At 64.6% G+C, this 20,323-nt stretch carries 23 protein-coding genes and 1 tRNA gene; 13 read left to right on the forward strand and 11 right to left on the reverse strand.

Annotated features, from left to right (window positions below; translation table 11 throughout):
* The first annotated feature begins 103 nt into the window (after positions 1 to 103).
* Entirely contained in the window at positions 104 to 652 is a 549-nt protein-coding gene (locus tag EZM81_RS01095; protein WP_136644477.1) for a shikimate kinase, read from the forward strand.
* Complete coding sequence (gene aroB / locus EZM81_RS01100; protein ID WP_136644478.1) at positions 649 to 1,758, forward strand: 3-dehydroquinate synthase; 1,110 nt, start codon at positions 649 to 651, stop codon at positions 1,756 to 1,758. The genes EZM81_RS01095 and aroB overlap by 4 nt, the downstream gene beginning before the upstream one ends.
* On the opposite strand, the gene EZM81_RS01105 is transcribed toward aroB, so the two are convergent.
* The 3 genes from EZM81_RS01105 to EZM81_RS01115 form a co-directional block, all read right to left on the reverse strand.
* Positions 1,755 to 2,681 carry an alpha/beta fold hydrolase gene (locus EZM81_RS01105; protein WP_248298095.1) on the reverse strand — a complete coding sequence of 309 codons (927 nt, stop codon included), beginning with the start codon at positions 2,679 to 2,681 and terminating at the stop codon, positions 1,755 to 1,757. The two genes, aroB and EZM81_RS01105, sit on opposite strands and share 4 nt — an antisense overlap.
* Before the next feature lie 81 nt (positions 2,682 to 2,762).
* The gene (locus EZM81_RS01110) at positions 2,763 to 3,215 is read right to left on the reverse strand and encodes a hypothetical protein (protein ID WP_135447084.1); all 453 of its coding nucleotides are present in this window, start codon (positions 3,213 to 3,215) and stop codon (positions 2,763 to 2,765) included.
* Positions 3,216 to 3,252: 37 nt separating this feature from the next.
* Positions 3,253 to 3,327 (reverse strand) — tRNA-Gln (locus EZM81_RS01115).
* 112 nt (positions 3,328 to 3,439) lie between these two features.
* Here EZM81_RS01115 and EZM81_RS01120 point away from each other — a divergent pair.
* Together EZM81_RS01120 and EZM81_RS01125 are read left to right on the forward strand one after the other, a co-directional pair.
* The gene (locus tag EZM81_RS01120) at positions 3,440 to 4,615 is read left to right on the forward strand and encodes an NAD(P)/FAD-dependent oxidoreductase (protein ID WP_136644480.1); all 1,176 of its coding nucleotides are present in this window, start codon (positions 3,440 to 3,442) and stop codon (positions 4,613 to 4,615) included.
* Positions 4,616 to 4,681: 66 nt separating this feature from the next.
* Positions 4,682 to 5,008, forward strand: a complete 327-nt coding sequence (locus EZM81_RS01125; RefSeq protein WP_135447080.1) for a multidrug efflux SMR transporter — start codon at positions 4,682 to 4,684, stop codon at positions 5,006 to 5,008.
* A 3-nt stretch (positions 5,009 to 5,011) separates the two neighbouring features.
* On the opposite strand, the gene kdsA is transcribed toward EZM81_RS01125, so the two are convergent.
* The 4 genes from kdsA to EZM81_RS01145 form a co-directional block, all read right to left on the reverse strand.
* The gene (kdsA, locus tag EZM81_RS01130) at positions 5,012 to 5,842 is read right to left on the reverse strand and encodes a 3-deoxy-8-phosphooctulonate synthase (protein ID WP_136644481.1); all 831 of its coding nucleotides are present in this window, start codon (positions 5,840 to 5,842) and stop codon (positions 5,012 to 5,014) included.
* Between the two features lie 16 nt (positions 5,843 to 5,858).
* Positions 5,859 to 7,490 carry a capsule biosynthesis protein gene (locus tag EZM81_RS01135; protein WP_136644482.1) on the reverse strand — a complete coding sequence of 544 codons (1,632 nt, stop codon included), beginning with the start codon at positions 7,488 to 7,490 and terminating at the stop codon, positions 5,859 to 5,861.
* Complete coding sequence (locus EZM81_RS01140; protein ID WP_136644483.1) at positions 7,474 to 8,127, reverse strand: ABC transporter ATP-binding protein; 654 nt, start codon at positions 8,125 to 8,127, stop codon at positions 7,474 to 7,476. The genes EZM81_RS01135 and EZM81_RS01140 overlap by 17 nt, the downstream gene beginning before the upstream one ends.
* Positions 8,128 to 8,260: 133 nt before the next feature.
* Entirely contained in the window at positions 8,261 to 9,487 is a 1,227-nt protein-coding gene (locus EZM81_RS01145) for a Na+/H+ antiporter NhaA (RefSeq protein ID WP_136644484.1), read from the reverse strand.
* A 98-nt stretch (positions 9,488 to 9,585) separates the two neighbouring features.
* Between EZM81_RS01145 and EZM81_RS01150 the strand changes: the two genes are divergently transcribed.
* From EZM81_RS01150 to rpsI, 4 genes are all read left to right on the forward strand, one after another.
* Positions 9,586 to 10,170 (forward strand): uracil-DNA glycosylase family protein, encoded by a 585-nt coding sequence (locus EZM81_RS01150; protein WP_136644485.1) that lies wholly within the window; start codon positions 9,586 to 9,588, stop codon positions 10,168 to 10,170.
* A gap of 4 nt (positions 10,171 to 10,174) precedes the next feature.
* The gene (locus EZM81_RS01155; protein ID WP_169052286.1) at positions 10,175 to 10,948 is read left to right on the forward strand and encodes an SseB family protein; all 774 of its coding nucleotides are present in this window, start codon (positions 10,175 to 10,177) and stop codon (positions 10,946 to 10,948) included.
* Positions 10,949 to 11,225: 277 nt separating this feature from the next.
* Positions 11,226 to 11,690: a 50S ribosomal protein L13 gene (gene rplM / locus EZM81_RS01160; RefSeq protein WP_135447066.1), complete on the forward strand. Its 465-nt coding sequence runs from the start codon at positions 11,226 to 11,228 to the stop codon at positions 11,688 to 11,690.
* Positions 11,691 to 11,692: 2 nt separating this feature from the next.
* Entirely contained in the window at positions 11,693 to 12,175 is a 483-nt protein-coding gene (gene rpsI / locus EZM81_RS01165; RefSeq protein WP_135447064.1) for a 30S ribosomal protein S9, read from the forward strand.
* A gap of 242 nt (positions 12,176 to 12,417) precedes the next feature.
* Here the strand turns inward: rpsI and EZM81_RS01170 are convergent, their stop codons facing one another.
* A complete protein-coding gene (locus EZM81_RS01170; RefSeq protein WP_136644487.1) occupies positions 12,418 to 13,392 on the reverse strand; it encodes a glycosyltransferase family 2 protein in 975 nt (324 codons plus the stop codon).
* Between the two features lie 183 nt (positions 13,393 to 13,575).
* The gene (locus EZM81_RS01175; RefSeq protein ID WP_136644488.1) at positions 13,576 to 13,779 is read right to left on the reverse strand and encodes a DUF1127 domain-containing protein; all 204 of its coding nucleotides are present in this window, start codon (positions 13,777 to 13,779) and stop codon (positions 13,576 to 13,578) included.
* Between the two features lie 70 nt (positions 13,780 to 13,849).
* Between EZM81_RS01175 and EZM81_RS01180 the strand changes: the two genes are divergently transcribed.
* From EZM81_RS01180 to EZM81_RS01200, 5 genes are all read left to right on the forward strand, one after another.
* On the forward strand, positions 13,850 to 15,274 hold the full coding sequence (locus EZM81_RS01180) for a PLP-dependent aminotransferase family protein (protein WP_248298096.1): 1,425 nt from the start codon (positions 13,850 to 13,852) through the stop codon (positions 15,272 to 15,274).
* A gap of 126 nt (positions 15,275 to 15,400) precedes the next feature.
* On the forward strand, positions 15,401 to 15,661 hold the full coding sequence (locus tag EZM81_RS01185; protein WP_135447055.1) for a hypothetical protein: 261 nt from the start codon (positions 15,401 to 15,403) through the stop codon (positions 15,659 to 15,661).
* 172 nt (positions 15,662 to 15,833) lie between these two features.
* Positions 15,834 to 16,703 carry an ABC transporter permease gene (locus tag EZM81_RS01190; RefSeq protein ID WP_135447053.1) on the forward strand — a complete coding sequence of 290 codons (870 nt, stop codon included), beginning with the start codon at positions 15,834 to 15,836 and terminating at the stop codon, positions 16,701 to 16,703.
* Entirely contained in the window at positions 16,700 to 17,509 is an 810-nt protein-coding gene (locus tag EZM81_RS01195; RefSeq protein WP_136644490.1) for an ABC transporter permease, read from the forward strand. The genes EZM81_RS01190 and EZM81_RS01195 overlap by 4 nt, the downstream gene beginning before the upstream one ends.
* Positions 17,510 to 17,532: 23 nt before the next feature.
* Positions 17,533 to 18,606 (forward strand): ABC transporter ATP-binding protein, encoded by a 1,074-nt coding sequence (locus EZM81_RS01200; RefSeq protein WP_205909942.1) that lies wholly within the window; start codon positions 17,533 to 17,535, stop codon positions 18,604 to 18,606.
* A gap of 225 nt (positions 18,607 to 18,831) precedes the next feature.
* Here the strand turns inward: EZM81_RS01200 and EZM81_RS01205 are convergent, their stop codons facing one another.
* Together EZM81_RS01205 and ppk2 are read right to left on the reverse strand one after the other, a co-directional pair.
* Entirely contained in the window at positions 18,832 to 19,479 is a 648-nt protein-coding gene (locus EZM81_RS01205; protein ID WP_136644491.1) for a TetR/AcrR family transcriptional regulator, read from the reverse strand.
* Positions 19,446 to 20,318, reverse strand: coding sequence for a polyphosphate kinase 2 (gene ppk2, locus EZM81_RS01210; protein ID WP_135447045.1), 873 nt, complete (start codon positions 20,316 to 20,318; stop codon positions 19,446 to 19,448). Before ppk2 ends, EZM81_RS01205 begins: the two co-directional genes overlap by 34 nt.
* Positions 20,319 to 20,323 lie beyond the last annotated feature (5 nt).

Consider the following 20,323-nt stretch of genomic DNA (forward strand, 5'->3'; position numbering starts at 1 on the left):
GCTGTTCATGATGCGAATGTATATAGCATTCGCCGGAACTTCACGCCATTGAAGGAGAAAGTTTTCCCCGGGGCGGCGGAATGCCCCATGGGACGGGGGCAAGATGGTGCATCTGGCAAAGACCGTGGTGATGGTCGGGATGATGGGGGCGGGCAAGACTGCAGTGGGAACGGCACTGGCCCGGCAGCTGGGTGTGGAGTTCAAGGATTCCGACGAGGAAATCGTCCGCGCTGCCAACATGACCATCGCCGAGATCTTCGAACGCGACGGTGAACCCTTCTTTCGCGCCCGCGAATCCGAGGTCATTGCCCGGCTGCTGCGCGGCGTCCCCTGCGTGCTGTCCACCGGGGGCGGGGCGTTCCTGTCCGAGGCGAATCGGCGGCTGATCCACGACATCGGCGTTTCAGTCTGGCTGCGCGCGGATCTTGACCTGCTGTGGCAGCGGGTCCGGCACAAGACGACGCGGCCGCTGTTGCGCACCCCGAACCCGCGCGAGACCCTGCGTGAGCTTTACGAGGCGCGGCTGCCCCATTACGCCAAGGCCGACCTTACGGTGGATTCCTCGCCCGACCTGTCGGTTGAAGAGATGGCCACCCGCGTGCGTCAGGCGCTTCTGACGCGGCCGGATGTTCTGGTGGAGGACCAAGCTTGAACCGGGTTTCTGTCGATCTGGGCGCGCGCTCGTACGAGGTGCGCATCGGTGCGGGGTTGCTCGCGCGGGCCGGGACCGAGATCCTGCCACTTCTGCGTCGCAAGCGCGTGGCGGTGGTGACGGACGAGACGGTGGCCGCCGTTCACCTTGCTAAGCTTACAGCCGCACTGGAGGCCGAAGGTATTGCCGTATCCGCCCTTGCCCTGCCGCCGGGCGAGGCCACGAAGGGTTGGGACCATCTGGCGCACTGCACCGAATGGCTGCTGGAACAGAAGGTAGAACGGAAGGATCTGGTCCTTGCGCTTGGCGGCGGCGTGATCGGCGATCTGGTCGGCTTTTCAGCTGCGATCCTGCGCCGTGGCGTGCGCTTCGTGCAGTTGCCGACAACGCTTCTGGCGCAGGTGGACAGCTCGGTGGGCGGCAAGACGGGGATCAATACGGCGCAGGGCAAGAACCTGGTTGGCGCCTTCCACCAGCCCAGCCTTGTCCTGGCGGACATCGATGCCCTGGCGACCCTGCCCGAGCGCGACTTCCTGTCGGGATATGGCGAGGTGGTGAAATACGGGCTTCTGGGCGATGCGGCCTTCTTCGAATGGCTGGAGATGCACGGCCTGGCGCTGAAGGCTGGCGACTGTGCCGCGCGTCTGCATGCGGTCACGCGGTCTGTCGAGATGAAGGCGGGAATCGTGTCGCGGGACGAGACCGAGGAAGGCGAGCGTGCGCTGCTGAACCTTGGCCACACCTTCTGCCATGCCCTTGAAAAGGCGACCGGATATTCCGACCGTCTGCTGCATGGCGAAGGCGTGGCCATAGGTTGCGGGCTGGCCTTCGAACTCTCGGCGCGTCTTGGCCTGTGCAGCCAGGAGGATCCCAGCCGCATCCGTGCGCATCTGGCGGCGATGGGAATGAAGGTCGATCTGCGCGACATCCCGGGCGATCTGCCGGGAACCGAGGCGCTGATCGCGCTGATGGGCCAGGACAAGAAGGTGCAGGACGGGCGCCTTCGGTTCATCCTTGCGCGCGGCATCGGTCGGGCCTTCGTGGCCGAGGATGTGCCGGGCGATGCCGTCCGTGCCGTGCTGGACGAGGCACTGGCGCGGCGCTAGCCGTCCAGGAACTCGATCACCGGAACCAGGCTTTCTGCGGGCGCCTCTTCCTGCGGAACATGACCGAGGCCGGGCAGCACCACCAACCGCGCGTCGGGCAATTCGGCCAGATAGTCCCGTGCATTCGCGACGGGAATCATCGCATCCTTTTCGCCCCACATGAGCAGGACCGGCACAGGGATCCGCCGCAACAGGGGCCGCGGATCTACCAGCACCGTGTGACGCATCCGGTCGAGCATCGCCTTGCGGTTGCCGGAAGCCAGCAGCAGCGCGTGGTAGCGTTCCAGCACCGGCTCGCTCAGGCGGGCGGGGTCGCCATAGGCCGCCGCAATGCTTGGGCGCAGTGCCCATCTCGGCAGGAAGCACCGGATCAGGTTCAGCATCAGCGGCAGCTCGGGGGCCGTGCCGTAGGAAAAGCCTGGGCTTGCATAGCCGTCGGGTGCGATCAGGATCAGACGGTCCACCCGGTCGGGATGCACAGCGGCAAAGCGCCAGGCCAGCCGCCCGCCGATGGAATTGCCGGCAAGCGTGGCTGATTCAAGCTCAAGCCGGTCCAGGACGGCACAGAGCAGGGCAATGGATCGTTCATTGGTATAAAGGCTGTCAGGATCCGGCCCCGACAGACCCGCGCCCGGCAGATCGAACCGGATCACCCGGTAGCGCGCCGACAGAGCTGCCGCCCAGCCATCGAAGGTGTGCAGGCTTGATCCCAGCCCGTGCAGCAGGATGATTGCGGGTGCGGCAGGTGGTCCCTCGTCGCGCAGATGCAGGTGGGTGCCGTTGATCCAGACCAGGTCGCCGGGGTGACGCAGGTAGGCGGCCTCCAGCTTGGCGCGCGGCAGGTCCGGGGTGTAAAACCAGGTCGCCGCGCCAGCCAGCAGGACCAGCAGGATCGCGATGCCCCGGGCCAGAAACCGTATCACCGCGATCCTCCGTTCCGCCTGCCAGCACCACGTTGGCATGTCGGATGGCGCAGGGGCAGCGTGTCGGCTTCAGGCGTGTTCCTAGAACAGCAGCTTGTAGACGTTGCCCAGCGTGTCGGTCGCGCTGCCGGTGCCGCTGGCGGTGCCAGATCCGATCATGAACGTCCCCTGCACCCGCCGCCCGTCGGAACAGACGGCATAAAGTTCGCCGTCGTTCACGCGGGCCACAGTCTTGGTTTCGGCCCCGACCTCCCCCCCTGTCTTCTTCCACGTCAGCGACAACCCGCGAGAGCGCGAGACGGTCTTGGGGGTTAGCGAGGTCCAGGTGCCCTCGCAGCGCACCCGGCCGGGCAGGCGGAAGGTCAGCGGGCCAGAGGTGCCGCTGACGTTCTGCATCGTGGCCTCGATGACCAGGGTCGGGTCGGCTTCGGCAATGGCGCCTTGCAGCGGGTAGAACTGCATCGTCGTCGTGCCGCCGCCGCCACAGGCAGCCAGCGGCAGGAGGGCGGCGAGGACCAGAGGGCGAAGGGTCACGGGGCGCTGTCCTTTTGCTTCCAGGCTGTCGGGGGGTTGGCTGGGGCGCTAGGATTCGAACCTAGGTATGGCGGTACCAAAAACCGCTGCCTTACCACTTGGCGACGCCCCAACCGTGCGGCGGTGTTTAGCGAAGCGTCCGGGGGCGTGCAAGGGGCCTTCGGCGAAATTTCGTCGCCGTCGCGCGACTTGTCGCGCAGGCCCTTACGGGCTAGGTGCCCGGGATGATCTGGGATGCAGTGATCCTTGGTGCCGGGGCAGCCGGCATGATGGCCGCCATCGAAGCCGGGCGCCGCGGGCGCCGGGTGCTGGTGATCGACCACGCCAGCGCGCCCGGTGAGAAAATCCGCATCTCGGGCGGGGGGCGGTGCAATTTCACGAACCTTCACATCGCGCCCGAGCGATTCCTGTCGCAGAACCCGCGCTTTGCGCTTTCGGCGCTGAAGCGGTTCACGCAATGGGATTTCATCGCCCGGATTGATGCGGCCGGAATCGCCTGGCATGAAAAGTCGCTGGGCCAGCTGTTCTGCAACGGTTCGGCCACCCAGGTCGTGGACATGCTCGTGCGCGACATGGAACGGGCCGGTGTGACGCTGTGGCTTGGCTGTGCCCTGGGCGAGGTTCGGCGCGAGGCGGCGGGATTCGCGGTTGAAACCGCGCGTGGCATGCAGCTGGCCCGGGCGGTGGTGGTGGCGACCGGGGGCAAATCGATTCCGAAAATGGGGGCGACCGGCTTTGGCTACCGGGTGGCCGAAAGCTTCGGACTGCCAGTAGTGGAAACCCGGCCCGGACTGGTTCCGCTGACCTTCGCCGAACAGGAACTGACGTGGATGCGCCCGCTGGCGGGGGTCTCGCTGCCGGGGAGGGTGTCTTGCGAAAAGATCGGCTTTGACGAAGCGCTTCTGTTCACGCATCGCGGCCTGTCCGGGCCGGCGATTCTCCAGATATCCAGCTACTGGCGCGAAGGCGAGCCAATCCACCTTGACCTGCTTCCGGGGCGCGATGTGGCGGCGGATCTGCGTGCGGCCCGGCAGACGCAGGGCAGGGCGGCGCTGCGCACGGTTCTGGGCAATTGGCTGCCCGAACGTCTGGCCAGGCATCTGGAAGAGGCCACCGGCGTGACCTTGCCGGTGGGGGCGCTGTCATCGGCGACCCTGGATCGTGTCGCCGCGCTTCTGCGCGACTGGCGCCTGGTCCCCGTGGGATCCGAGGGCTACAGGACTGCCGAAGTCACCCTTGGCGGGGTCGATACCCGCGCCCTGGACGGGCGTACAATGCAGGCCGCGGGCGTTCCCGGCCTGTATTTCGTGGGTGAGGTCGTGGATGTGACCGGCTGGCTGGGCGGCTACAATTTCCAGTGGGCCTGGTCGTCGGGCTGGGCGGCCGGGCAGGCGGTCTGAGCCGGCGCTTGCCTGCAAGCTGCGATTGCGCCATGCAATTCAGGCGGAGCAACGGGGTCAACGCACATGGGCTGGATCTACCTTCTATTGGCCGGCACGGCCGAGATCTTCTATGCCGCGGCCATGCCGAAAACCGACGGGTTCACCCGGCTGGGGCCAAGCCTGTTTGCCATATTCTTCATCGCGGCCAGCATGTATCTGCTGTCGCTGGCCACACGGACGATCCCGATCGGCACCGCCTACGCGGTCTGGGTCGGGATCGGTGCGGTGGGCACTGCGGCCTACGGCATGATCGCCCTGGGCGAGGACCGCAGCCTGCTGCGGATGCTGTGTTTCGTCCTGATTCTGGCCGGGATCGTGGGGCTGAAACTGCTGTCCAGCCCCGGAAAGTGATCTTCAGACCCGCAACGGATCGGCCTTGGCCAGCCGGTCGAAGTGCATCAGGCTGGCCACCAGCGCAGGCATGTCCCGCAGCGGAATCATGTTCGGCCCGTCCGAGGGCGCCCGGTCCGGGTCTTCGTGCGTTTCGATGAAGACCCCGGCAATGCCAAGGCTGACGGCAGCCCGCGCCATGACGGGGGCGAACTCGCGCTGGCCGCCCGAGCTGGAGCCCTGGCCGCCCGGCTGTTGCACCGAATGGGTGGCGTCCATGATCACCGGATATCCCGTCCGTGCCATGATCGGCAGGCTGCGCATGTCGGCCACCAGCGTGTTGTAGCCGAAGCTGACGCCGCGTTCGGTCAAAAGGATGCGCTCGTTTCCGGTGCTGGCAACCTTGGCCGCGACATTGGCCATGTCCCAGGGCGCAAGGAACTGGCCCTTCTTGATGTTCACCACGGCACCCGTTTCCCCCGCAGCCAGCAGCAGATCGGTCTGCCGGCAGAGGAAGGCGGGAATCTGGATCACATCCACCACCGCCGCCGCCTCGCGCGCCTGGCCAGCGTCGTGAACGTCGGTAAGCACAGGAAGCCCCATTGCGCGGACCGCGGCCAGAACTTTCAGCCCCGCCTCGATCCCCAGACCCCGGCGTCCCGACAGAGAGGTGCGGTTTGCCTTGTCGTAACTGGCCTTGAACACATACTGCGCCCCGGCGGCAGCGCAGGCCTCGGCCATGCGGCCCGCGATCATCTGGGCATGGTCCAGGCTTTCCAGCTGGCACGGGCCGGCAATCACCAGAAGCGGCCGGTCGTTGCCGACGGTCAGCCCGCCGATCGTCACATCATTCATTTCAGATTTCACTTCCCTAGGCAGAGACCTGTTCGCGCAGGATCGCTATGGTCATCGAGACCATCAGATAGATGCCAAGCATGATCAAGAGGCTGACCAGAGTGTTCTCGAAGGCGCGGGGATAGGCTGGCGCATCCGTCGGGATCGGCCGTACGGACATAGACAGGTATCGCACCTGCCGGTTCGCCTCGATCCGGGCAGTCTCCATCGATTGCAGGGACTGCGCCAGGATCATCTGGCGCGTCTGAAGATCGGCCTGTGCGACAAGCAGCTCCCCCTGCACTTCGGCTAGGCTGGTCGCATTTTCACCACCCTCGGTCATGCGGGCCCGCAGGGCGGCAATTTCGTTCTCGAGGGTGGCGATCCTGCGGATCAAGGGCTCCATCCTGGCCTGATTGGGGTTCTCGTTCGCCTGCATCTGCGCCAGCGACAGGCGATCCTGTGTCAGCTGGCCCTCGAGCGACGCAATCTGCGAGGTCAGAAGCCCGACTTCGGTTTCGGAAGAAAGAACCTTGTACTTCTCCTGCAGCTCGATCAGCCGGCGTTGCGATGCCGCCAGATTTGCCTGCGCCTCATCATAGCCGATCTGGGCATCGCGCATCTGGTCGGCCCGCAGCCGCTGGGTCAGATGGTCCACCTGTTCCTCGGCGTAGGCAACCAGCTGCTCGGCCCAGGCGGTGGCCACCTTAGGGTCTGCCGCCATGACCTCCATCCGGACGATGCCTTCCGTCGGGTCGTAGGAAATCTTCACGAAACGCTTATAGACCTTGTAGGCCTCTTCCATCGTCGCGTCGGGGCCAAGCCTTTGCAGCGGGTCGATGTTTTCCGATTGGAAATGCGCGCGAAAGCCGACATCCGCCTCTAGCCGCGCCATGGCCTCGCGCGATTGCAGATAGCCCTGAACGGCGATCGAATCCTGCGAGGTTGCAAGCGCCGTACCCGAGAACAGCCCGCCTAGCGCGCCCGAGGCGCCGCCGGCCGGACCGGCCTGCTGAATCTGGAACTCTGCCCGTGTCGCATACATGGGCGTGGCGATCATGTAGAAATACCAGCCGGCCAGGAAGGCGGGCAACAGGACGAACACCGCCATCCGTGCCGCCAGCAGCGCGAGCCTGCGCCTGCGGCGGCGTGCGATGTCCTGCTGCATCCGCAGGATTTCTGCTGCCTGGTTGACCTGGGCCCGCTGTTCGGGCGATGGCGCCGAAATCGGCTGGGCGCGATCGGGCAGTTGAACCTCGTCGCCGGGCAGGCGGGCAAGGCTGCGCCCAGTTTCCGGGGCCGGGGCAGACTGCGGGACCACCTCCAGCATCGATGAGCGAGAGAAAGGTTCGATCCCGGCCCTGCGCAGTTGCAGGACGGCATCAAGGTCCGAACGGTGGGGGATGCCGTGCTGCTGTGCGACCATGCGTGCGCGGCGCAGCTGCCGTCCGGTCAGCCCTTCGGCCGCGATGGCAGCGATGGCGGCGTCATCAGGATCCTCGGCCTTCGGCAAAGCGGGCGTGTCCGCGCCGGTAGCCGCCGTTTCGGGGCGCCGGAAGTCCTGGGTTCCGAACCCGTCCTCGTGGTTGTCGAACGGCAGGTCCGACGCCGGCGCCGGCCGTTCCATGCGACGCAGGTAGAACCGTGCTGCCTTAGGCCTCGTAGTCATAGAGCCGTTTCGCTTCCTCGAGGGTCTCGAACTGGTAGAGTCTGCCATTCTTCAGGACGGCGGCAGATCGGCAGAACTTCTGAAGCGTCTGCGGTGAATGCGACACGATGACGACCGTGGCCTTCTGCAAGCGTTCCTTCAGGATGTTTCCCGCCTTTCGGTTGAATTCGGCATCCGCTGTTGCGGGCATGCCTTCGTCGATGAGATAGATGTCGAATTCGATCGAAAGGAGAAGCGCAAAGGAAAAGCGTGACCGCATCCCCGAGGAATAGGTCGCAAGCGGCATGTCGAAATATTCGCCAAGGCCGCAGACCCAGCGGCAGAAGCTTTCCACATAGTCGGGGTCCAGCCCGTAAATGCGTGCGATGTGGCGACTGTTTTCCCTTGCCGAATGCCTGGCGTTCACCCCGCCCATGAAGCCCAGCGGAAAGGACACGCGCGACGTCTTGCGGATGATCCCTTCGTCAGGTTTTTCGAGGCCCGCCATCATGTTGATGATCGTGGTCTTGCCGGCCCCGTTCTCGGCAAGGATGCCGAGGGATCTGCCAAGGTCCACCCGGAACGAGGCGCGGTCGAGGATGACCTTGCGCTGCTTGCCCGTCCAGAACGATTTCGAGACATCCTGAAACTCGATCATTCCTGCCTCTGAGTTCCGTTCTTCTGCCCCGGTGCCGGTGCGGTCCCCCGGCCGGTCTACGAGCCTAGCGTTAACATTCCGTTTGTGGCGGTAAAAGGGCCTGGGCCTGGCATCGCCGCGTGTCGTCCTGCCATCACGGAGATTTTCCTGCCTTGCGCTGCGCCCCTGCAAGCACAAGGGCCACCGGCCCTGCCAGCAGGCTGATGGCCAGGCCAAGGCGGGCTGCCTCCTGCATCACGCCGCCCGGCAGGGCGGTTTCAATTGCCACCAGCGGCACGGTGAAACCCATCGTCATGATCACTGCAATGGCCATGATGTTGCGCAGGCTGACGCCAGCGGGCAGCCGCAGCCCAAGGGCGGCAGCAAGACCAAGGCCAACGATCAGCATTCCCAACGGACGACCGAGCCAGAGCCCCGCTAGGGTTACCAATGTCGTCGGCGTGAAGGCTGCAAGATCGACCCCGCCGCGTGTCAGGCCGAACAGGAACAGCACCACGGTCAGCGGCCGGACAAGGGCATGGGCCAGCCGGTTCAGCGGGTCGTGCAGCAGCTCTTCGACTTCCGCAAGCAGCCCGAAGCTGTGGTTGGCATGGGCAATGGCAGGGACAATCGGCAGAAGCCCCAGCGCAGGCGGCAGGCCAGAGGCTGCGACCCCCAGCCACGAAACCAGCCCCGCCAGCACATAGGGCCACAGAACCTGCCGGGCCCGCAGTGCCCGTTCGGAAGATGCGGCCAGCGGCGTCCGGCCCAGTGTCGCCCAGATGCACAGCGCAGCGCCGAGCGGCAGGCCCAGCCAGATCGGTTGCAGTGCCGCAAGGGGCCGGGTCAGCCCCAGGACAAGCAGCGCAAGAATGTCGGTGGTGATCGTCAGCACCAGAAGAAGATGCAGGGCCGGATGGCCTGGCCCGAACAGGCTGCGTCCGACCAGAAAACAGATGACCACATCCGACCCCAGCGGCACCTGCCAGCCGCTGCCGAGGCTCGCCTTTTCGGCCGTCTCGAACAGGGTGGCGGCCAGCATCCAGACGCCGCCAGCGCCGAACATCCCGCCGAGAGACAGGCCGAGCGGCAGGATTGCCTGTCTGCCGTGCAACGCCCCGCGCGGAAGGGCCAGCGCCTCCCACAGCTCCTTTCCGATGAAGAAAAAGAACATCGCCATCAGCCCGTCAGAGACAACGGACATCGGGGTCAGGGCAAGGGGCAGCGGCCGGAGCCAGGCCGGCAGCGCAATGTCGGTAAGCCGGAATTCGATCGCATCGTAATAACTGGCCGGCGACAGGTTGACCCACACCGTGGCCAATATGGCACCCCCCAGAAGGGCACGGGCGAAGCGGGTGACGAAGGGCGATACGCGATACATGGCTCTGGCCGGTTTTGCGCTATCTGAGCGCGGATCACCGGGCGCTGCAATGGCTGTCTGGGCTTGCGTCCTGCCGCGAGAGGGGGCAGGTGTCCGGGATGGGGCTTGTCGAGGACATCCGTGATTGCAGGCTGTGTTCGGGCCGGTTCGCAGCCACGGCAACGGCGCACCAGCCGCGGCCAGTGGTGTGGTTTCGCGCCGGTGCGCGCCTGTTGATCGCCGGTCAAGCGCCGGGGGCGCGCGTACACGCCAGCGGACGCCCGTTCACCGACCGCTCGGGTGACCGGCTGCGCGATTGGACGGGGCTGGCGGAAGACGAATTCTATGACTTGTCGCGCGTGGCGATCGTGCCCATGGCCTTCTGCTTTCCCGGCTATGACGCGAAAGGGGCCGACCTTCCGCCTCCGTCGATCTGTGCGGCGACCTGGCGTGCACGGACCATCGCGGCGCTTGGAACGGTGTCGCTGACGCTGCTGGTTGGCGGTGCGGCAATCCGTTGGCACCTTGGACTGCGGAAGGTGACGGCGGCCGTGGCACAGTGGCGCGCCTGGGCGGAAAGGGGCGTCTTCCCCTTGCCGCATCCCTCGTGGCGGAATACCGGGTGGCTCAGGCGCAATCCCTGGTTCGAGGCTGACCTGGTTCCCGAATTGCGTGCCCAGGTGCGGAGGCTGATGGATGAGTGAGATCGTGACCCTGCTCGATGCGGCCCATGCCGCCGTCTCGGCCGATCCGGAAAACGAGGCGCTGCGTCTGCGCTTTTTCGAGCGGCTGGCTGATGGCGAACTGGTGATCCTGCTGGAGCGCGAGGCAGTCGGCGAAAGCCTTGAACCCAAGGTCTTCGAGCTGGAGGCGGGACCGGTAGTGCTGGCTTTCGATCGCGAGGAACGGCTTGCTGCCTTTACCGGCGGCATCGCGCCCTATGCCGCGCTGCCGGGGCGGGTGGTCGCAGGCCTGCTGAAAGGGCAGGGGATCGGGCTGGGGGTGAACCTGGGTGTTGCGCCGTCCTCGATGCTGCTGCCGCCCGAGGCAATGGATTGGCTGGCTGAGGCACTGGATGGCGGACCGGAAGAAGCCGAGGCGGTGCCGGAGGAATTCCTGCCCCCATCGGTGCCCGAATCTGTGCTGGCGGGCCTGGACGCCAAACTTGCCCGAGCTGGCGGTCTTGCGGTGGCCGCAGTGCTGGCCGGGGTGCGCTACCGTGACGGTCGGCGGGGGCATCTTCTGGCGCTGCTCGATGCGGTGCCCGGAGCAGAGGAGGCATTGGCGCGCGCGATCCGCGAAGCGCTGGTCTTTTCCGGAATCGAGGCGGGCGAACTGGATGTGACCTTCCCGCCGGCATCAGACCCCGTCGCCCTGGCGATGGCACGGGTGGGCCTGCGCTTCGACCTTCCCGCACCGGAACGTGCCGAAGCGCCGCCCGCGCCCGGACTTGACCCGTCGCGCCCGCCGAAACTGCGGTAATCGAAAGGAGCGGCTGCCGCCGCAGGCCTTGCGTCTCGCCTCTGGCCGTTCCGGCCAACCGGCTCGGGATGTGGTGGTTTTCTACCCCCACGCCCCTGGAGGATATTTGGGCGGAGAGGAAGGCTATTTTGGGGTATTATGTTACCCTAAATTCAAGGCATTGATTATACGGAATTAAATCTTCTACCAGGCGCTTGACGCAGAGTAGAGCTTCGGCGATAAGCCCGCATCCGAGATTCCGGGGGCAGGGGTGCCCCCCTATTCGTTGGGAACCACGATGAAAACCTTCACCGCTACTCCGGCGGACATCGAGAAGAAGTGGATCCTGATCGACGCCGAGGGCGTCGTTCTGGGTCGCCTCGCCACGATCGTCGCCAACATCCTGCGCGGCAAGAACAAGCCGACTTTCACCCCCCACATGGACATGGGTGACAATGTGATCGTCATCAACGCCGACAAGGTGCAGATGACCGGCAACAAGCGCAACGACAAGGTCTACTACTGGCACACCGGCCATCCGGGCGGCATCAAGCAGCGGACCGCGCGCCAGGTGCTGGAAGGCGCCCACCCCGAGCGCGTGGTGATCAAGGCAGTCGAGCGCATGATCACCCGCAATCGCCTTGGCCGTCAGCAGATGACAAATCTGCGCGTCTATGCCGGCCCGTCGCACCCGCACGAGGCGCAGCAGCCGACCGTTCTGGACGTCAAGTCCATGAACCCGAAGAACACCCGGAGCGCGTGATCATGGCCGACATCAAATCTCTCGACGACCTGAAATCGGCCGTGGGTTCGGCACCCGCCGCCGTCGAGGCCGCGCCGCGCCAGCCTGTCCGCGACAAGCTCGGCCGGTCCTATGCCACCGGCAAGCGCAAGGATGCGGTTGCCCGCGTCTGGGTCAAGCCGGGTTCGGGCAAGGTTGTGGTCAACGGAAAGGACATGGCGACCTATTTTGCCCGCCCGGTGCTGCAGATGATCCTGAAGCAGCCGTTCCAGGTGGCCAATGTCGAAGGCCAGTTCGACGTGTATGCCACCGTGGCTGGCGGCGGGCTGTCGGGCCAGGCCGGCGCCGTGAAGCACGGCATCTCGAAGGCGCTGCAGCTTTACGAACCCTCGCTGCGCCCGGCGCTGAAGGCGGCTGGCTTCCTGACCCGCGACAGCCGCGTGGTCGAACGGAAGAAGTACGGCAAGCCGAAGGCCCGCCGGTCGTTCCAGTTCTCCAAGCGCTGATCCGGTTCGTTCAGGCCGGATACACGATGCCAGCGGCCGCGGATTTCCGCGGCCGTTCCTTGTTGCGGCGCAACAGAAGTGCGGGAGAGGTGCGGGCGGTTTCTGCCGATGTCCGAGGCCTTCGTCATAGGCGGCAGACGCCGCCATGCGTTCGCGCTGCATCGAAGGCGTCACTGTCGCGACGGCGCTGTGGTGCAGGCAGGGTGGGACAATGACCGAATTCTGGCCGCCAGGCGCGCGCATCACCCCTGGAACAAGGTGTATTGCGGCTGCGCGGGAAGTGGCCTGACAAGGTGAAGCTTGTCCTGTGCCACCCGGGATCCGATTGTCCATACCCGCCCCGGCGGCCAAAGGGCAAAGGCTGCAGCGGCCAGCAAGCCGTTCTCCGACTTCCGGTCCAGGAAGTCGCGATACAGGAATTTTCCGCGCACTTGTCGGGCATGTCGCCGGATCATCGCAAACGCCGGGTCGGAAGGGTCGATCGCATCCAGATGTCGCCGGGATGCACGGTAGAGTTCCAGAAGATCCCTTGTCCGGTGCTGCCCGCTCAGCGATGCCGCCCGCACCTGTGCCGCATAGCCGATGCGTCGGGTCACAAGGAACCGTGCTCCGCGCATCATCATGCGGACATAGAGATCGTAGTCTTCACCCAGTCGGATGGACTCATCGTAGCGCAGCCCTTGTCCGTCGAGGAACGCCCGCGACAGGACGGGCTTCAGAAATCCCAGCTCGCCGCGAGGACGTTTCCGGTGGGCGATGTTACCCTGCACGAATGTCGCCAGCGAAAGATCGGTAAAGTCTGCCAGCATGGTGACCGGGACAATTGGGGGCCACGGGGCGCGATCTGGGTCGACGAACAGGATGTTGTCGGCAACAAGCTCTGCCTCGGGCGCAGCGGCAAGGGCGGCAAAGCGACCTGGCAGGATCAGGTCATCTGAATCCAGTATCGCGATCCGTGGGGCCCGGCTGATGGCGATTCCAAGGTTGCGGGCGGCCGAAGGCCCGGCGTTCCGTGACTGTCGGACGACCTTCAGCCGTCGTGACCCGTCATCTGCAGCCATGGCGGCCTGATCGCTGTCATCTGTGGACGCATCGTCCACGACCACGACCTCAGATACTTCCGGCTCTGCCAAGGCTGAAGCAACCGCAGAGCCGATCGTGCTTGCGGCATTGAATGCGGCAATGATGACACAGACCTCCGACCCGGAATTCTGCACCACAGTTCATCCTCGGGCTGCGAACAGCTTGCGAAAAAACGATAGATCAGTGCGGGATGCGGAACAAGGCCATAGCCGCGCCGTCAAAGACCTCTGCCTGCAACGTGGCCTTGCATCGCGGCACTTGGCAGAAAAAAAGGCCGGGAAAGCCCGGCCCAGTCAGGGGTAGGAAGAGTGGGGACTTCAGGCTCGCCAGAACGGCTTGGCCGCCTCGATTCGTGCCTGTTCCGGCGAAAGTCCGATGTCGCGCAGCAGATGCGCATCAAGATGTCCGAGGGACTGGCGTTCGCGCTGCCGGATGATTGCTTCGGAAAGAGTACGGACCAAACGCCTGACCAGGCCGGACCGGCCGGCAAAGGGAAGGGTTCTGATGTCGCTGCGGTACATCGCAGCCTCCTGTGATTTGTATTGATACAATCGGAACATTTCTGTAGGAACAATGTAGCAAGGGTTTTCAATGAGTCGCCAGAGGATTATTGTGCCAGATACAAATTGGGTGCCGAATCTGAGTCAATTTCCCGGACCAAAGTATCTTGCCCTCTCGCGGGCCTTGCGCGAGGCGATCCGCAGCGGTGAACTTCCCCCGGATTCCCAATTGCCTACGGTGCGCGATCTGGCCTGGCGGCTGCATCTTACCCCAGGCACCGTTGCCCGGGCCTATCAGTTGGCAACCCAGGAAGGTCTGCTTGCCGCAACGGTGGGCCGCGGCACTTTTGTTGCGGCACAATCGCCACGCCTTGGGCCTACACAGCCTTTGTATACCGAACGGGTAACCGGCGGGGCGACCGGGCTTGTGGACCTGCGTCCGCCGCTGGTACCCGAGGTGGGCCAGGCCGAGGCGTTCCGCGCTGCCCTTCTGGTGATGGCGGAAGCGACGGGGCAGGGCTGGCTGGACTACACCAGCCAGCGGGGCGAGGCCGCCTTGCGGGCAGAGATCGTGGCCTGGATGGGCGACCGCATCCTGGGGCCGATCGGGCCGGATGACGTGGCGCTGACCCATGGCGGGCAGAATGCGATCTCGCTGATCTTCGACTGCTGCCTCCGCGGCGAGCGTCCGGTGGTGCTGATCGAGGAGCTGGCCTATCCCGGTTTCCGCTACGCGGCCCGCGCGGCGCGGGCCGAAGTGGTGGCTGTCGAGATAGACGAGCACGGCATGGTGCCTGCCGCGCTCGAGGCTGCCTGCCGTCGACATGGTGCCCAGGTACTGTGTCTGACGACCGAGGCGCAGAACCCCACGACCGGACGGATGCCGGTGAGGCGGAGGCAGGAAATTGCCGATATTGCCAGAAGTTACGATCTTCAGGTGCTTGAGGATGACTGCTATTCGGTTGCCGAAAGTGATATCCCCTCGTTGCGTGCGCTGGCCCCGGAAAGGGTGTGGCTGGTGGGGTCCGTATCCAAGACCATCTCGGCCGCATTGCGCTTCGGCTATGTGATCTGTCCGTCCGGCATGGGCGAGGCTGGTCGGCTGACGGCGCAATACGGCTTCTTTGCCCTGTCTCGGCCGGTGGCCGACTTGATGCTGCATCTGTTCCGCAGTGGGGCGGCTGCGGACATCAAGTCGAAGGTTCAGGCCGAATTCGCCGCCCGCCAACAGATTCTGCTGAACCTTCTGGGCGGATATGACCTGTGCTGGCAGCCGGGTGTGCCCTTTGTCTGGCTGCGCATGCCACAGGGTTGGCGTGCTTCGACCTTCGTGCGCATGGCCGAAGCTCGCGGAGTGCTGCTGCGTTCGGCCGACGAATATGCGCTGGTCCACGCGCGCGCACCGAATGCGATCCGCATCGCCATCGCCGCGAACCTGCCAAGGCATGATTTTGTCGCAGCCGTAACGACGCTGGCCGAACTCCTGGCGCGGCCCCCCGCAGACCTGACCGTCTGAGACCGGAATTTCCGACCTGTTGCAGGAATGACTCGCTCACGCCGCTGTGATTCGGCGGGGCAATTGACCGGATTGGCCTGCCTGACAGAAAGTCGGGTCACGAGCAGATATGGCGAGAGTCCGAAAATGGGCCTGCAATCGACCTTTCATGCGCCCCATGGGGGCGCAGATTTTCTTGGCTGGCGCAAGACGCGCAAGGGCACGACCGAGATTGTCTATGACGACGGCGTGGCGCGGCGCATGGTCTGGCGCGTGGCTGGCGACGACCCGTCCGAGGCACGGATTGCCGATGCGCTGCGCGTGGCGGTCAGCTCTGTCCGCGTCGTGCCGACGCTTTACGATGAGCTGAAGAAACGCGCCATTGCCATTGAACGCGTGGCAGGCTAGGTCCGCCCCCGGCCCGCGACCGGATGCCCGGAAGGCGCCCGCCTTCCGGCACCGGTTGTCGTGGCCTGCGATGGCCCTCTTGCCTTGGCGGGGTGCGTCGGGCTAGATTTGATCAAATAGCGGGGCCGGGTACCGCGCCGGGTAGAATGGCGTGGGCAGGACAGGGGGAAACATGGCTGCGACGCCTAAGTCCGAGGCCAGGGCGGGCCTCAAGCTCATCAGTCCGACGGCAATCTACGTCATCCTTCTTCTGGCTGTGCCTCTGGCGACCGTTCTGGTGTATTCGGTGATGACGGGCGGCCGCGGCGTGGTGGCGCTGCCGCTGACCATCGAGAACTATGCCCGGCTGTGGTCGCAGCCGGTCTACGGCTTCATCATGTTCAAGTCGCTGATGGTGGCGCTTACGGTGACGCTGATCACTGTCCTGCTGGCCTATCCTGTCGCCTACTACGTCAGTTTCCATGTCAGGCCGGAACGGAAAAGCCTGTGGCTGTTCCTGATCACCATTCCCTTCTGGACCAGCTACATCATCCGCGTAAGCCTGTGGTTCGTGATCCTGGGCTATGACGGTGTTCTGGACCGTGCGCTGATTTCGCTGGGGATCATGGATACCCAGTTGAACTTTGCCAGCTACGGGATCCCGGCGATCATCTTCGTTCTGGCCCACGCCTATGCGCCGTTTGCCGTTCTGCCTGTCTTCGTGAGCCTCGAGAAGGTCGATCGCAGCCTGTTGGAGGCCGGCCAGGACCTGGGCGAGACGCGCTGGCGCACCTTCCTGCGCGTGACCTTGCCGCTTTCGATGCCGGGCGTCATTGCTGCTGCGCTGATCGTCTTCATCCCGACAGTCGGCGACTATGTGACCCCGCGTCTGGTGGGCGACGGCAAGGAGCCGATGATCGCCAACTTCATCGAGACGCAGCTCCTGCGCCTGCAGAACATGCCGCAGGGATCGGCCTTTGCCGTGGCCTCGATGACGATGGTGGGTATCGTCAGCATCGCCTTCGTCCTGTTGAACCGCCGTTTCCTGCGAGGGCAGAAATGAAGAAGGCTCCGATCCTGCGCGGCTTCACGCTGGCCTATCTGCTGTTTCTGTACAGCCCCATCATCCTGCTGCCGATCTTTGCCTTCAACGACAGCCGGGTGGTTGCCTTTCCACTCACCGGGTTCACACTGAACTGGTTTTCCGAGATGCTGGGCGACGTGAACCTGCGCAATGCGGCGAAGAACAGCCTGATCATCGCGCTTTCGGTTGCCTCCCTTTCCACCGTGCTGGGCATTTTCGCTGCCCGCGCCTCGGTTCGCTACAGCTTTCCGGGCAAGGCACCGCTGATGGGGCTGATCATGCTGCCCCTGGTGCTGCCCGAAATGATCGTGGCCATGGCGCTTCTGGTCGTGCTTCTGTCATTGAACATCACGCTGTCCCTGCTGACCGTGATCATCGGCCAGACGCTGATCTGCACTCCCTTTGCCGTGGCGATCCTGACCTCGGCCTTCCAGTCACTTGACCGCTCTCTGGAAGAGGCGGCGATGGATCTGGGCGAAACGCAGTGGTCGACCTTCCGGCTGATCATCCTGCCACTGGTCATGCCCGGGATTCTGGCCAGCTTCCTGATCTGTTTCACCATCTCGTTCGATGAGTTCATCATCGCGAACTTCCTGGGTTCGGGCCAGCCGATCCTGTCGGTCTACATCTTCGGCCAGTTCCGCTTTCCGGCCAAGGTTCCGTCCATGCTGGCGCTGGGGACGGTGCTGGTCCTGTTCTCGATCATCCTGCTCGGCGTGGCCGAGTATTTCCGTCGCCGTGGCATCGCCAAGGCCGGCGGCAAAGATACCGGAGGCTTCCTGTGACCTTTTCCGACGACCGCCCGACGATGATCGAGTTCCGGGATGTCCACAAGTACTACGGCGACTACCACGCGCTGCGGGGGATCAACGGCACGATCAAGGCCGGGGAGTTCTTCTCGCTGCTCGGGCCTTCGGGCTGTGGCAAGACCACGCTTCTGCGCACCATCGCCGGGTTCGAGGATATATCCTCGGGCGTCGTGATGATAGACGGCAAGGACATGGCCGGCGTGCCGCCGAACGTGCGCCCCACGAACATGGTGTTCCAGTCCTATGCGATCTTTCCGCACATGACGGTCGCTGAAAACGTGGGCTTCGGGCTGCGCAAGGATCCACGCTCTAAGCAGGAAAAGGCCCGCGCCGTGGCCGAGGCGCTTGAGATGGTGGGGCTGAAGGGCTTCGGCAATCGTGCGGCGCACGCGCTGTCTGGTGGGCAGCGCCAGCGGGTGGCGCTGGCGCGCGCGCTGATCCTGAAGCCCAAGGTCTTGCTTCTGGACGAGCCGCTGTCGGCACTCGACAAGAAGATGCGCGAACACATGCAGGTTGAGCTGATCAAGCTGCAACGCCAGGTCGGCATCACCTTCATCCTGGTGACGCACGACCAGGAGGAGGCGCTGGTCATGTCCGACCGCATTGCCGTCATGTTCGAAGGCGAGATTGCCCAGCTTGCCGATCCCGAAACCCTTTATCGCCGGCCCAATTCGAAGAAGGTCGCCGATTTCATCGGCACGATGAACTTCATCCCGGCCGAGGTGCTTTCGGAAAGCGGTGACAAGGTGGAGGTAGAGGCCAAGGGGCTTGGTCGGGTCACCATCGACGCTTCGGCGGCGCCAGCCGCGAAAGGGGAAAGCCCGGTCGTGGGTCTTCGACCAGAGACGATGACCTTGCTCTATGACGACCAGAAGGCGATCGAGCGCGAGACTGCCGGGGTCATCGACGAGGTGATCTATTTCGGCGACATGACCTATTACGATGTCTATCTTGGCGGCACTGATGTCGAGGTGCGTCTGTCCATGCGAAACGTTCCCGGACGTCCGGTTCTGGATGTGGGAGAGAAGGTGCGCGTGGCCTGGAGTCCCTCGGCGCTGGTGCTGTTCCGCTAGGGCTGCACCCCTGCATCACGCCTCTGGCCGTTCCGGCCAACCGGCTCGACCAAGCGGGGGTCTGATACCCCCGCGCACCCGTGGAGTGTTTCGGAAGAAGCAAGCACACTTGCTCTTTTCCAAATGCTCTCAGGGGGCTTGGGGGCAGAATCCCCCCATCGCCGAGGAGGAGCGCGCAGGCGCGACGACGAGTGGAAAGCTGTGCGGCCGCACGGCCGCGCCGCATCAGAGGTCGGGGGCCAGCAGGCCCAGGCCACGCAGATAGATGCCGATGGCCGTTTCCAGCAGATCCTCGGGCGGCCAGGGCTGCGGGCCGCCATTGCCGCGCAGGAACAGTTCCACCACCCCATGGCTGACGGCCCAGACGTGGGCCGAGATCATGCTGGCCGGCGGGCGCCGGTCTGCGGGCAGGCCGCGCGCCAGGTTGTCTGCGGCCCGGTCCATCGTTGCCCGCGCCTTGGCGGCAACCTGCGCAAGGTCGGGATGTTTTCCCGGCTGCAGCCCGCTTTCGAACATGGCCTGATAATGGCCGGGATATTTGCGTGCGAAGGCCAGATAGGCGCGACCTGTTGCCTCGAAGGCAGCAATCGGCGAGGGGCGGCCTTCGTCATAAGCGTATTCCAGAAGTGCCGCGAAAATGTCGAAGCCTTGCCTCGCGACCTCGGCCAGAAGGTCGTCGCGCCCCGCGAAATGCCGATAGACGGCCGCCGGTGTCACGTCCGCCGCCTTTGCGGCCTCGGACAGGGTAAAGCCCTGCGGCCCCTTTGCGACGATCAGCGTCAGCGCGGCCTCGACAAGGGCCTGCCGCAGGTTTCCGTGATGATAGCCGCGCTTCAAGGTCAGTCCTTCGGCCGAAGCTTCGGCCCGCCGCATATGCTGCTATCGACCTTGCCGATGGCCTTCGCGTCCTTGCCCGCATAGTCCACCGCGCCCAGGATCGTCTGGATCGCGGCGATGCGGGCACGCTTCTTGTCGTCGGACAGGATCACCGTCCAGGGTGCATTGCTGAAATGGGTGCGCTTCATCGTCTCGTCGATGGCGGCGCAGTAGTCGTCCCACTTCGCCAGGCCGTCCACGTCGATCTTCGAGAGTTTCCACTGCTTCAGCAGATCCTGTTCCCGCGCAAGGAAGCGGCGCAGCTGCTCTGCGCGCCCGACCTCCAGCCAGAGCTTGAGGAAGATGATGCCCTCATCGACGATCATCTGTTCGAATTCCGGCAGTTGGCGGAAGAACTTTTCGCGCTGGTCCGGCGTGCAGAAGCCGAAGACATGTTCGATCATCGCTCGGTTGTACCAGCTGCGGTCGTAAAGTGCGATTTCGCCCTGTGCCGGGAACCAGTCGACATAGCGCTGGAAATACCACTGCTGGCTTTCGCGTTCGGTCGGTTTCGGCAGGGCCACGACATAGGCCTGGCGCGGGTTCAGGTTCTCGGTCGCCACCTTGATGGTGCCGCCCTTGCCGGCGGCGTCGCGCCCCTCGAAGATCACGATCATCCGCTGGCCCGAGGCCTTGATACCGGCCTGCATCTTGGCCAGTTCGATCTGAAGCGCGCTCATGTGGGTGTCATAGTCCTTGCGCTTCATCTCTTCCCGATAGGGGTAGGATCTTGTCAGGATCTCGTCCTTGCCGCCCTGTTCGATGGCCTTGCGCACGGCTTCGGGTGCGCCTTCGCGGAAATAGCGGCTGATTGCACCGTCGAATGGCAGGGTCATGTTGG

Source organism: Tabrizicola sp. YIM 78059, from assembly GCF_004959785.1.
Taxonomy (GTDB): Bacteria; Pseudomonadota; Alphaproteobacteria; order Rhodobacterales; family Rhodobacteraceae; genus Tabrizicola; species Tabrizicola caldifontis.